Here is a 12,554-nt window from a genome sequence, read left to right as displayed (position 1 = left end):
CTCCCCATGACCGCCACCGTGACACCCAGCAGTGGGCACAAGGCGGGCAATCCGGAGAAGACGGACAACGGGGGTGCGCGCGGACGCCGTCCGCTGCGCATCCCCGACCGGATCCGTCAGGGCGGTCTGCCCTATCTCCTGCTGCTGCCCGCGGTTGTGCTCGAACTGCTCATCCACATCATCCCGATGGTGATCGGGATCTGGGTGAGCTTCCGGCAGCTCACCCAGTTCTTCATCCGGAACTGGGGCAATTCCCCCTCCGCCGGTTTCGACAACTACAAGATCGCCATTGATTTCGACGCCCCCATCGGGCAGGCGCTGCTCCACTCGTTCCTGGTGACCTGCGCCTTCACCGTGCTCTCCGTCGGGCTGTCCTGGCTGTTCGGAGTGGCAGCGGCGATCATGCTCCAGGAGAACTTCCGCGGCCGGAACATACTGCGGACGATCTTTCTGGTGCCCTACGCCCTGCCCGTCTACGCGGCGGTCATCACCTGGGCGTTCATGTTCCAGCACGACAACGGCATCATCAATCACGTCCTGCACGACCAGCTCGGCCTCACCGACAAACCGTCGTTCTGGCTGATCGGCAACAACAGCTTCATCGCGCTGGTCGTCGTCTCTCTCTGGAAGTCCTGGCCCTTCGCGTTCCTGATGCTGATGGCCGCGCTCCAGAACATTCCGCGCGATCTGTACGAGGCCGCCTCCATCGACGGGGCCGGCATCTGGCAGCAGATCCGCAAGATCACCCTGCCGTCGCTGCGCCCGGTCAACCAGGTGCTGGTGCTCGTCCTGTTCCTCTGGACGTTCAACGACTTCAACACGCCCTATGTGCTGTTCGGCAAGTCGGCGCCGGAAGCGGCGGATCTGATCTCGATCCATATCTACCAGTCGTCGTTCGTCACCTGGAACTTCGGTTCCGGCTCCGCGATGTCCGTACTGCTGCTGCTCTTCCTGCTGGTCGTCACGGCGGTCTATCTGCTCCTCACCTCACGGGGAAGGAAGGGCTCGAATGGCTAGGCCCAGGTCTCCCATCGCACCGCCGCAGTCGTTCGTCTGGACGCGCCGCGTCGTACTGACACTGCTGGCGGCCTTCGCGCTGCTGCCCGTCTATGTGATGGTCAGCAGCTCGCTCAAGCCGCTGGAAGATGTGTCGGGCACCTTCGAGTGGTTCCCGGCGAACTTCACGATCCGTCCGTACATCGACATCTGGTCGACCGTTCCGCTGGCCAAGTACTTCGTCAACTCGCTGATCGTGGCGGGTTCGGCGACCGCGCTCTCGGTGGTGATCGCGGTGTTCGCCGCGTACGCCGTGAGCCGCTACCGGTTCCGCGGCAAGCGGGTCTTCACCGTCACGGTGCTGTCCACCCAGATGTTCCCCGGCATCCTCTTCCTGCTCCCGCTGTTCCTGATCTTCGTGAACATCGGGAACACCACGGGCGTCGAGCTGTACGGCTCGCGCGGCGGCCTGATCCTCACCTATCTGACGTTCTCGCTGCCGTTCTCCATCTGGATGCTGATCGGGTACTTCGACTCGATCCCCAGGGAGCTGGACGAGGCCGCCATGGTGGACGGCTGCGGGCCCATCCGGGCGCTGTTCCGGGTCGTGGTGCCCGCCGCGGTCCCCGGCATCGTCGCCGTCGCCGTCTACGCGTTCATGACGGCCTGGGGCGAGGTCCTCTTCGCCTCGGTCATGACCAACGACACCACCAGGACCCTGGCCGTCGGCCTCCAGGGGTACGCCACCCAGAACGACGTCTACTGGAACCAGATCATGGCCGCCTCGCTGGTCGTCAGCGTGCCCGTGGTCGTCGGGTTCCTTCTCCTCCAGCGCTATCTCGTCGCCGGCCTCACCGCGGGCGCCGTCAAGTGACCACTTCAGAAAGGCAGTCCGTGAACGACCTCAACGCCCTTCCGGCCGATTTCACCTGGGGCGTCGCCACCGCCGCGTACCAGATCGAGGGAGCCGTGGCCGAGGACGGCCGCACTCCCTCGATCTGGGACACGTTCTCGCACACGCCCGGCACCATCGACAACGGGGACACCGGCGATGTGGCCTGCGACCACTACCACCGTGTGCCCGAGGACATCGGGCTGATGAAGCGGCTCGGCGTGGACGCGTACCGGTTCTCGATCGCCTGGCCGCGGATCGTACCCGGCGGCGACGGACCGGTGAACGAGAAGGGACTCGCCTTCTACGACCGACTGGTGGACGGGCTGCTGGAGGCGGGCATCACCCCGTTCGCCACGCTCTACCACTGGGATCTGCCGCAGATCCTCCAGGACCGCGGCGGCTGGCCCTCCCGTGACACCGCCGAGCACTTCGCCGCGTACGCCTCGGCCGTCGCGGAGCGGCTCGGTGACCGGGTGAAGGACTGGGCGACCCTGAACGAGCCGCTCTGCTCGTCCTGGATCGGTCATCTCGAAGGCACCATGGCGCCCGGGCTGAAGGACCTCACGGCCGCGGTGCGCACCTCGTACCATCTGCACCTCGGGCACGGCCTCGCCGTCCAGGCGATCCGCGCGGCCTCCTCGGACGCCCGGGTCGGCATCGTCAACAACCTCAGCCCGATCGAGCCGGCCAGCGACAGCGACGCGGACCGCGCGGCGGCCGTGCGCGCCGACGGGCACACCAACCGCTGGTGGCTGGACCCGATCCACGGCCGCGGCTACCCGCAGGACATGCTCGACCTGTACGGAGTGGACCTGCCGCAGCGCCCCGGCGACCTGGAGACCATCGCCACGCCGCTGGACTGGCTGGGGCTGAACTACTACTTCCGCCAGATCGTCCAGGACGACCCGACCGGGCCCGCCCCCTTCGCCCGCCAGGTCGACGTGCCCGGCGCCCGCCACACCCACATGGGCTGGGAGGTGCACGCCGAGGGTCTGGAGCAGCTTCTGCTCCGCCTCACCGACGAGTACGGCGCGCGCCGCATCTTCGTCACCGAGAACGGCTCGGCCTTCCCCGACACCGTACGGGCGGACGGCACCGTCGACGACCCCGAGCGCTCCCGCTATCTGGACGAGCATCTCGCGGCCTGCGCGCGGGCGGTGGAGAAGGGCGCGCCGCTCGCCGGGTACTTCGCCTGGTCGCTGATGGACAACTTCGAGTGGGCGTACGGCTACGACAAGCGGTTCGGTCTGGTCCATGTGGACTACGAGACGCAGCGCCGCACGATCAAGGGCAGCGGCCACCACTACGCGGACATCATCCGCGCGGCCAACGGCGGGTCCGGCAAGGCCGCCTGACCCGCCCTCACTCGCCGTGCAACGGCCGGAGCCACCGTCCTGGGGAGGTCGGACGGTGGCTCCGGGCGCGGCGGGACACCCTCGATCGCTCAGATACCGGCCGGTATCGAGGGTTCCGTACCGGTCTGGGCGCAGACCGAGGCGGCCACCTGCGAGGCGAAGCCCAGCATCCGTGTCACCTGGTCGCGCGAGAGCGCGTCGGCGCCCCCGTCGCGGTGAGCGCCGGTCGTGGTCAGCCAGTTGAGGACGCCCGACATGAACGCGTCGCCCGCGCCGATGGTGTTGACCACCTCGACCGGGACCGCGGGCACGGACACCGGCTCGGCCGGGCCCGCGTAGCCCGTACTGCCCCGGGCGCCCCTGGTGAGGACCACGAGTCTGCCCTCCCCCGCCAGCCGCCGGCAGGTCTCGTCAGGGTCCGCGCCGGGCCAGAGCCGGGCCACGTCCTCGTCACTGGCCTTGATCACCTGCGCCAGTCCGCACAGTTCGCGCAGCCGTCGCCCGCCCGCTTCCGGATCGATCGTCCGGTCCTCGCGCACATTGGGGTCCACCACCAGCAGGGTGTGCCCGGCAGCGGCCCGCGCGGTGGACGCGACGGCCTCGGCGGCCGGTTCGACGACCGCCGCGACGCCGCCCGCGTACACCGCCGCGAACCGTTCCACCTCGCCCGCGTGGTCCGGCAGCCGGAACGTCGCCGTGTCCTGCACGTGGAAGTGGTAGCTGGTGCCGTCCGGGCCCGGGTCGGCGACCGCGAGCGTGGTGGGCAGCTCCGAGCGCGCGCACAGACCGAGTTCGGTACCGGCCGAGACCAGCCGTTCCTCGATCATCCGCGCGAAGCCGTCGCCGCCGAGCGCGCCCGCGAACCAGCTCGGCGTGCCGAGCCTGGCCAGTCCGGCCGCGACATTGGCGGGTGCCCCGCCCGGTTCGGCGTGGTACGTCCGCGGCTCCAGCGGTGACGGTACGAGGTCGATGAGCGCCTCCCCCATCACCAGGACGGCGCCCGGCCGCACGGCGGCTCCGCTCACGGCTCGACCACGATCTTGCGGCCGAGACCCGCCTTGAACCGCTCGATCGCCTGCGGGTACTCCTCCAGCGGCAGCCGGTCGCTGATGAAGACCGCGGGGTCGAGCACCCCGGCGGCGAACAGCGCGGCGGCCCGCTCATAGCTGTGCAGCACCGCCATGGAGCCGGTGATGGTGATCTCCTGGTTGTAGATGCGGTACGGCTCGATGACCGCCTTCGTCGCGTAGTCGGAGACACCGAACTGGAGGAAGGTGCCGCCCTTGGCGACCCGGCCGATCCCGTCCTGGATGGCCGCGGCATTGCCGGTGGCGTCGATGACGACGTCCCAGCCGCGCGGCCGGTCGAGCTCGTCGGCCGAGGCGGCGGAGCGCGAGCAGCCCAGCGCGGCGGCGGTCGCCAGCCGGTCCGGGTTGATGTCCAGGACATCGACGGAGGCGGCGCCGGTCCGCTTGGCGAGTTCCAGCATCATCAGTCCCATGGTGCCCGAGCCGTAGATCAGCACCTCGGCGCCGAGGGTCGAGCTGAGCACGTCATAGCCGCGGACCGCGCAGGACAGCGGCTCGATCAGCGCCGCGTCCCGTACGTCGATGTGGTCGGGCAGTTTGACGCAGTTGGCCACCGGCGCGACCGCGAACTCGGCCGCGCCGCCGGGCTTGCTGACCCCGATCGCGTTCCACCGGTCGCACAGGTTTCCCCGTCCGGCCCGGCAGTAGCGGCACTCGTGGCAGTAGAGCGAAGGGTCGACGGCGACCTTGTCGCCGACGGCCAGTTCAGTGACGTCGGAGCCGATCTCCACGATCTCGCCCGCGAACTCGTGGCCGGGCACGATCGGCAGGGTGGGCGCGAACTCACCCTGCAGAATGTGCAGATCGGTGCCGCAGAGGCCGCACGACGCGACGGACACGACCACGTCCCGGGGGCCCGGGGCGGGATCGGGCACCGTCGTGACGGAGACCTTGCCGACGGCTTCGACGATCGCTGCCCTCATTACTTAACAGCTCCAAGAGAAAGGCCCTGGACCAGCTTGTCCTGGGCGGCGAAACCGGCGGCGAGCACCGGCAGGGAGACGACGACGGACGCCGCGCAGAGCTGGGCGAGGAAGAGGCCCTGGCTGGTGACGAAGCCCGTCAGGAAAACAGGAGCGGTCTGGGCCGTCACCCCGGTGAGCACCCGGGCGAAGAGCAGCTCGTTCCAACTGAAGATGAAGCAGATCAGCGCGGTGGCCGCGATGCCCGGCGCGGCGACCGGAGCCACCACCCGCGCCAGCACGGTCGGCAGCCGCGCGCCGTCCACCTGTGCGGCCTCGATGATGGAGACCGGCACGTCCGCGAGGAAGGACTGCATCATCCACACCGCGATGGGCAGATTCATCGAGGTGTAGAGGATGACGAGCAGCCAGATGTTGTCGAGCATCCCGGTGTTCTTCGCGAACAGATACACCGGCAGCAGTCCGGCGACGACCGGCAGCATCTTCGTGGAGAGGAAGAAGAACATCACGTCCGTCCACTTCTCCACCCGCTTGATGGAGAGCGCGTACGCCGCGGGCAGCGCCAGGACGAGCACGAACACCGTGGAGAACACGGACGCGGTCAGCGAGTTGATCAGCGGCGGCCAGGGGCTCGCGCCGCCGTCGGCGCCGAAGAAGACCCGGTAGCTGTCGAGGGTCAGCCCGGCGGCGAAGGACGGCGGGTTGGTCGCCGCGTCCGCCTCCGAGTGGAAGGAGGTGAGCAGCATCCACAGCGCCGGCAGACAGAAGACGATCCCGACGATCCAGGCCAGCAGCCCGAGCCCGGCGGAGCGCCGCCTGGCCCGCCGGGCGGCGGGTGCGTACGGATCGATCCTGGGCCGTGCGACCGGTGCGGCGTGCGGGGCGGAGAGTGCGCTCATGCGCGGTTCGCCTCCTCACTGAAGAGGGACGAGACCACACGCAGGGCGAAGGTCGCGATCACGATCGTGCCGATGACCACGACGACTCCGGCGGCGGAGGCAAGTCCGTACTCGTGAGCCTGGTAGAAGGTCTGGTAGATGGTGTACGGGAGGTTCGCGGTGCCGAGCCCGCCCGAGGTGAGGGTGAAGACCGCGTCGAAGTTCTGCACGATGTAGATCGAGCCGAGCAGCACGCCCAGCTCCAGATAGCGGCGCAGATGCGGCAGCGTCAGATAGCGGAAGGTCTGCCAGGTGGTGGCGCCGTCCAGCTTGGCGGCCTCGATGATCTCGGCGGGCCTGCTCTGGAGTCCGGCGAGCAGGATGAGCATCATGAACGGCGTCCACTGCCAGACGAGGGCCGCCTCGACCGCGATCAGCGGCATGTCGGAGATCCAGTCCGGCTGGGCCGGGCCGGACACCCCGAAGAGTCCGGTGAACCAGGCCCAGGCCCCGTTGAACAGCCCGTACTCGGGGTTGTAGAGCGCGTGCTTCCACAGCAGCGCCGCCGAGACCGGTACCAGCAGGAACGGGGTGATCAGCAGCGTACGGACAAAGCCGCGGCCGAAGAACTTGCGGTCCAGCAGCAGGGCCAGCAGCAGCCCGAGGATCACACTCACGATCACGACGCTCGCGGTGAGCAGGACGGTGGTGAACACCGAGTCCCGCAGGCTCTCGTCCGAGAACACCGAGCCGTAGTTGGCGAGTCCGGCGAAGCCGCGCTCGTCGGGGGCCAGCGAGTTCCAGTCGAAGAGCGAGATCACCAGGGTCGCCACGAAGGGCAACTGGGTGACCGCGACCAGGAAGATCAGCGCGGGCAGCAGCGGGGCCCGGGTGGCCCAGGCGCGGGCCCGGCCGGTGGCCCCCCGGCCGGTGCGCCGGGGCGCGCCGGGGCGCGATGCGCCGGCCGGGGAGAGGGGGGCGGTACCGAGGGAGGTGCTCACTGCTGCTCCTTGCCTACCTTCTCGGCGAGAGCCTGCGAGGTCTTCAGCGCGTCGGCGACCGACTTCTTGCCGGCGATGGCGGCGCTGATCTCCTGGGAGACCTTGGTGCCCAGGTCGGTGAACTCGGGGATGTCGACGAACTGGATACCGACGGTCGGCCGCGGCTGGGTGCCCGGGTCACGCGGATTCGCGCTGGCTATGGCCTGCTTGGTGACCTCGGCGAAGGCCGCCGCGTCCTTCAGGTAGTCCGGGTTGGCGTAGGTCGAGGCCCGCTTGCCGGCCGGGACGTTGGCCCAGCCGATCTTCTCGCCGACGAGGTTCTCGTACTCCTTGCTGGAGGCCCAGGAGATGAACTTCCAGGCGCTCTCGGTCTTGGTGGAGGCCTTCTGCATGCCCCAGGCCCAGGTGTAGAGCCAGCCGGAGCTCTCCGTCTTGTCGACGGGCGCCGGTACGTAGCCGATCTTGCCCTTGACCGGGGAGCCCTTGGCCTCCAGCGATCCGGCGCCGGCGGTGGCGTCGTACCACATGGCCGAGTTGCCCTGCGTCATGTTGTTGAGGCACTCGGCGTAGCCGGACTGCGGCGCGCCCGCCTGGCCGTGGTTGCGCACCAGGTCGACATAGAAATTGGTGGCCTTGGTGAACTCGGGCGAGGTGAGCTGCGCCTCCCAGTCCTTGGTGAACCAGGTGCCGCCCATGGTGTTGACGACCGTGGTCAGCGGGGCGATGACCTCGCCCCAGCCGGGCAGTCCGCGCAGACAGATGCCCCGCATGTTCTTCTGCGCGCCGTCCACCTTGGCGGCGAGATCGGCGACCTGCGCCCAGGTGGGCTTGGCGGGCATCGTCAGGTTCTTCGCCGCGAAGACGTCCTTGCGGTACATCAGGAAGGACGACTCGCCGTAGAAGGGCTCGCCGTAGAGCTTGCCGTCCTCGGCGGTGAGGGAGTCCTGGAGCGGCTTGAGTATGTCGGCCTGGTCGAAGTCCTTGTCCTTGGCGGAGTACTCGTCGAGCGGGTGGAGCCAGCCGTTCTTGGCGTAGAAGGGCACCTCGAAATTGCTGATGGTGGCTACGTCGTACTGCCCGGCCTGGTTGGAGAAGTCCTGGGTGATCTTGTCGCGGACGTCGTTCTCCGGCAGGACCGTGAAGTTGACCTTGATTCCGGTGTCCTTGGTGAAGTTGTCCGCGGTGAGCTTCTGCAACTCGACCATCTGCGGGTTGTTCACCATCAGCACATTGAGCGTGTCACCGTCCGAGGAGGAGGTGCCGCCCGCGCCGCTGCACCCCGCGAGCAGGGCGATCAGGGCCGCGCTCGCGACCGCGGCTTGGATCCCGCTTCGGCTTCCGCGACGCCGTCGTTGCTGGAGGTGCTGAAGTGGCTGGAGGGGCATGACGTTCTCTCCTGGGATTTGCGGGTTGCTGGGGACAGGGGGACTGCGGAGGGACTGAAAGTATTCCGGAGGACTCGCGGTGGGATTTATGGGTGCTTATAGGGGTACTGAAGGATCCATGAATGTACGAAAGGGTGTACGAGGGAAAATGAGCGGGCCGGACCGGATCAGACCCGGATGACCTGCGGCCCGAGCAGCGAATACCGCTGGGCCTCGGCCGAGGGCAGCCCCGCGTCCGTCACGATCGACTCGAAGTCACCGACCTCGGCGAAGCGGCAGAAGCTGACCGCGCCGAACTTGGTGTGGATCCCGGCGAAGACCCGTCGCCGGGCGCTCCGCATGGCTTGTGCCTTCACCTCGCTAACCGCGGGGTCGGGGGTGGTGAGCCCGTACTCGCGGGATATGCCGTTCGCTCCGACGTACGCCAGGTCGATGACGAACTCGGAGAGCATCCGGGTGGTCCAGTGGTCGACCGTGGCCATGGTGGAGCCCCGGACCCGGCCGCCGAGCAGCAGTACGGCGATCTTCTCGGCGTCCGCGAGCGCGGTCGCCACCGCGAGGGAGGCGGTGACCACGGTCAGCGGACGGTCCCGGGGCAGTGCCTCGGCCACGAGCTGTGGGGTGAAGCCCTCGTCGACGAAGACCGTCTCGGCGTCACCGAGAAGATCGGCCGCGGCGACCGCGATCCGTGACTTCTGGGGGACGAGCCGGGTGGTCCGTACCGCGAGGGTGGTCTCGAATCCGGCGCTCTCCACCGGGTAGGCGCCGCCGTGGGTACGCCGTACGAGTCCGTGTTCCTCCAGGGCGTGCAGGTCTCGCCGTACGGTCTCCTTGGCGACCCGGAGTCTCCCCGCCAGCGCGGTGACCTCCACCGATCCGTCTCGTCGGGCGATCTCAAGGATTTCTCGTCGGCGCTCGTCGGTGTCCACGACCACACACTTCCCTGCTTTGCTGCGGCTCAGCACCCGTTCGGGCTCATGCGTCGTTTGTACAAGCAAGGGACCCGCCGCCACCAGCTTCTTCGCAACATTGGCTGTGCCCGTTCATGCCCGTTTCACCAAGACCGTTTACGCTGGTCACTCTGGCAATCGGGGGTTCAACCGTCCGGGCCGCTGCCCGATTGGTGCCCGGTACGCGCCCGTTCGGCGCCCGGTGCGGTACACACTGTTCCCGTGACCGGAGCGGGCATTCGGAAGCCCGGTCACACCTGCGCACGGTGCGCCTCGCGCTCGCACGGAGAACTACGGCACGATGCCACAGGCCCGGAAATGCACAACGTCCAGGCCGGCTTGACGATTGATGAACAGCCGCGCTCCGCCGTACGTACCGCCTTCCGACGGGACAGCGGTGGCGCGCGGCGCATCCGACGGATACCCAGGAGCACACGACATGAGTGGAACAGCCCAGATCGGTGTCACGGGGCTCGCGGTGATGGGCCGCAACCTCGCCCGGAACTTCGCCCGCAACGGCCTCACGGTCGCGGTGCACAACCGGACCGTGTCGAAGACGCGTGCTCTGGTCGACGAGTTCGGGGACGAGGGCACCTTCGTCGCGGCCGAGTCCGCGGCGGACTTCGTCGCGGCGCTGGAGCGTCCGCGCCGGCTGATCATCATGGTGAAGGCCGGTGGTCCGACGGATGCCGTGATCGAGGAGTTCGCCCCGCTGCTCGAGGAGGGCGATGTCATCATCGACGGCGGCAACGCCCACTTCGCCGACACCCGGCGCCGGGAGCGGGAGCTGCGCGAGCGCGGAATCCACTTTGTCGGTGTGGGTATCTCGGGCGGCGAGGAAGGCGCGCTGCACGGTCCGAGCATCATGCCCGGCGGCTCCGCCGAGTCGTATGCCTCGCTCGGCCCGCTGCTGGAGCGGATCGCGGCGAAGGCGCCCGACGGCGCGCCGTGTGTGACCCATATCGGTCCGGACGGGGCGGGCCACTTCGTGAAGATGGTGCACAACGGCATCGAGTACGCCGACATGCAGCTCATCGCCGAGGCGTACCACCTGCTGCGGTCCGTGGCCGGCTACTCCCCCGCGAAGATCGCGGAGACCTTCAGGTCCTGGAACACCGGGCGGCTCGACTCGTATCTGATCGAGATCACCGCCGAGGTGCTCGCCCATACGGACGCGGCGACCGGCAAGCCGTTCGTGGACATTGTGACCGACCAGGCCGAGCAGAAGGGCACCGGCCGCTGGACCGTGCAGATCGCGCTCGATCTGGGGGTCCCGGTCTCCGGTATCGCGGAGGCGGTCTTCGCACGCTCGCTCTCCGGGCACGCCGCGCTGCGCGAGGCCTCCCGCTCGCTGCCGGGCCCGACGGCGGCGCCGCTCTCCGAGGCGGACGCGGCGCGCTTCGCCGACCAGGTCGAGCAGGCGCTCTACGCCTCGAAGATCGTCTCGTACACCCAGGGCTTCCACCAGATCCAGGCGGGCAGCGAGGAGTACGGCTGGAACATCGACCTCGGTTCCGTCGCCGCGATCTGGCGGGCGGGGTGCATCATCCGGGCCGCCTTCCTGGACCGGATCCGCGAGGCGTTCGACACCCAGCGCGATCTGCCGAGCCTGCTCTCGGACAAGCAGTTCGCCGAGGAGATCGGCGCGGCGCAGGAGGACTGGCGCGCGGTCGTCGCCACGGCCGTGCACCAGGGTGTGCCGACGCCGGGCTTCGCGGCGGCGCTCTCGTACTACGACGCGCTGCGCGCGGAGCGGCTGCCCGCCGCGCTCACGCAGGGGCAGCGGGACTTCTTCGGCGCGCACACCTACCGGCGCACGGACCGCGAGGGCTCGTTCCACACGCTGTGGGGCGGTGACCGCTCGGAGGTCTCCGCGTAGCGCGTGCTTCCCGCTGAGTCCCCGTCGCCGGGTCCGTCAGCTCATCGCCGCCGGGCGCCGTCCCAGGGGCCCTGGTGAGGGTTCCGGCTCCGGCGGCGGTACGGGACCGGGGCCCGGCGGCGGCGGGCTCGGGATCGGGTCCGGTGTGGGTACCGGACCGGGTCCCGGCGGGGGCGCCGGGTGCGGCGGCGGTGTGGGCATCGGCGGCGGAGCCGGTGGCACCGGGTCGGGCCCGGGGCCCGGCGGTCCGGGCCGCGGGGTGGATGTGGGCGGTACGGCGTCGGGGTGTACGGGATCGGGATGTACGGGGGCGGGGTTCGGGCTGGTCATGGCCTTGCCTCCAGGAGTGCGGGCGTGCTGCGTTCTCACTCTCTCCCGGTGCGCGTGCCCCCGCGCGCCGGGTCCACGCACGATCCGCCACCGGTGCCCGCACGGCGACCGCACGGTGGCGCTGGGGGGCACCCGGGAGGTTTTCCGTACCCGCGGTTTTCCGTACCCGCCGGCCGGACCGGCGTCAGATCGCGGCGGCGGCCGCGGCAGCGGCGTTCAGGCCCGGGCGCGGGCTGGAGAACACCGGGATCCCGCAGGTCGTACGGTCGGCCGCGTCGGCCATCGAGGCCTGGGCCAGTACGACCACATCCGCTCCGGTGACCCCGTCGACCGCGGCAGCCACCATGTCCAGATAGGCGTCGCGGTCGCCCGCCTCGAAGCGCTCCCAGGCACCCTCGACCAGCAGCATGCGCAGATCGACCGGGCGCCCCGCCGCCTCCTGGCGGATCAGCGCGGCCGTCGGTTCCAGTGTGCTCTCCAGGGCGGCGACCACGACGACCCGGCCGGCCGCCGCGGCGGCCGCGGCCATCGGCCGGTCCACCCGCAGCACGGGCACACCGAGGACCACGCTGGTCTTCTCCGCGACCTCGCCGATGGTCGAGCAGGTGCAAAGCACTGCGGTCGTGCCCTCGGCGACCGCGGGGGCGAGCGCCGCCGCGATGTCCTGGGCCACCGATTCGGGGCCCTCGGCCCGCGCCCGGATGAGCAGCGACTCGTCGACGACATGACGGAGGGCGAGTCCGGGGTGGTCCACGTCCCGCAGGGCGTCGAAGACCGGGACATGGACCGGGGAGGTATGGAGCAGAGTCAGCATGATCGCGATGCTAGTACCGCGACCGGCATTCTCCACTTGACCGGGCAAAGCATGCCGGAA

At 69.4% G+C, this 12,554-nt stretch carries 11 protein-coding genes; 4 read left to right on the top strand and 7 right to left on the bottom strand.

Annotated elements, in window-relative coordinates; genetic code table 11:
• Nucleotides 1–6 precede the first annotated feature (6 nt).
• The 3 genes from WH07_RS20830 to WH07_RS20820 are packed head-to-tail and all read left to right on the top strand — an operon-like array spanning nt 7 to nt 3,246.
• Entirely contained in the window at nt 7–1,017 is a 1,011-nt protein-coding gene (locus WH07_RS20830) for a carbohydrate ABC transporter permease (protein ID WP_046502117.1), read from the top strand.
• The gene (locus WH07_RS20825; RefSeq protein ID WP_046502115.1) at nt 1,010–1,870 is read left to right on the top strand and encodes a carbohydrate ABC transporter permease; all 861 of its coding nucleotides are present in this window, start codon (nt 1,010–1,012) and stop codon (nt 1,868–1,870) included. The genes WH07_RS20830 and WH07_RS20825 overlap by 8 nt, the downstream gene beginning before the upstream one ends.
• 20 nt (nt 1,871–1,890) lie before the next feature.
• Nucleotides 1,891–3,246 carry a GH1 family beta-glucosidase gene (locus WH07_RS20820; protein WP_046502113.1) on the top strand — a complete coding sequence of 452 codons (1,356 nt, stop codon included), beginning with the start codon at nt 1,891–1,893 and terminating at the stop codon, nt 3,244–3,246.
• Nucleotides 3,247–3,335: 89 nt separating this feature from the next.
• On the opposite strand, the gene WH07_RS20815 is transcribed toward WH07_RS20820, so the two are convergent.
• From WH07_RS20815 to WH07_RS20790, 6 genes are all read right to left on the bottom strand, one after another.
• Nucleotides 3,336–4,232 carry a PfkB family carbohydrate kinase gene (locus WH07_RS20815; RefSeq protein WP_106409643.1) on the bottom strand — a complete coding sequence of 299 codons (897 nt, stop codon included), beginning with the start codon at nt 4,230–4,232 and terminating at the stop codon, nt 3,336–3,338.
• 35 nt (nt 4,233–4,267) lie between these two features.
• The gene (locus tag WH07_RS20810) at nt 4,268–5,257 is read right to left on the bottom strand and encodes a zinc-dependent alcohol dehydrogenase family protein (RefSeq protein ID WP_046502109.1); all 990 of its coding nucleotides are present in this window, start codon (nt 5,255–5,257) and stop codon (nt 4,268–4,270) included.
• Nucleotides 5,257–6,156: a carbohydrate ABC transporter permease gene (locus WH07_RS20805; protein WP_046502106.1), complete on the bottom strand. Its 900-nt coding sequence runs from the start codon at nt 6,154–6,156 to the stop codon at nt 5,257–5,259. Before WH07_RS20805 ends, WH07_RS20810 begins: the two co-directional genes overlap by 1 nt.
• Nucleotides 6,153–7,136, bottom strand: a complete 984-nt coding sequence (locus WH07_RS20800; RefSeq protein WP_046502103.1) for a carbohydrate ABC transporter permease — start codon at nt 7,134–7,136, stop codon at nt 6,153–6,155. Before WH07_RS20800 ends, WH07_RS20805 begins: the two co-directional genes overlap by 4 nt.
• Nucleotides 7,133–8,521 carry an ABC transporter substrate-binding protein gene (locus tag WH07_RS20795; protein WP_079023403.1) on the bottom strand — a complete coding sequence of 463 codons (1,389 nt, stop codon included), beginning with the start codon at nt 8,519–8,521 and terminating at the stop codon, nt 7,133–7,135. Before WH07_RS20795 ends, WH07_RS20800 begins: the two co-directional genes overlap by 4 nt.
• A gap of 167 nt (nt 8,522–8,688) precedes the next feature.
• Nucleotides 8,689–9,450 (bottom strand): DeoR/GlpR family DNA-binding transcription regulator, encoded by a 762-nt coding sequence (locus tag WH07_RS20790; RefSeq protein WP_046502102.1) that lies wholly within the window; start codon nt 9,448–9,450, stop codon nt 8,689–8,691.
• 460 nt (nt 9,451–9,910) lie between these two features.
• Here WH07_RS20790 and gndA point away from each other — a divergent pair, with 460 nt between their 5' ends.
• Nucleotides 9,911–11,350, top strand: coding sequence for an NADP-dependent phosphogluconate dehydrogenase (gndA, locus tag WH07_RS20785; protein ID WP_046502098.1), 1,440 nt, complete (start codon nt 9,911–9,913; stop codon nt 11,348–11,350).
• Between the two features lie 514 nt (nt 11,351–11,864).
• Here gndA and WH07_RS20780 read toward each other — a convergent pair.
• On the bottom strand, nt 11,865–12,494 hold the full coding sequence (locus WH07_RS20780) for an aspartate/glutamate racemase family protein (RefSeq protein ID WP_046502096.1): 630 nt from the start codon (nt 12,492–12,494) through the stop codon (nt 11,865–11,867).
• Nucleotides 12,495–12,554 lie beyond the last annotated feature (60 nt).

This window comes from Streptomyces odonnellii, assembly GCF_000981895.1.
In the GTDB taxonomy this organism is placed as follows: domain Bacteria; phylum Actinomycetota; class Actinomycetes; order Streptomycetales; family Streptomycetaceae; genus Streptomyces; species Streptomyces odonnellii.
This window is presented reverse-complemented; position numbering and strand designations above follow the sequence as displayed.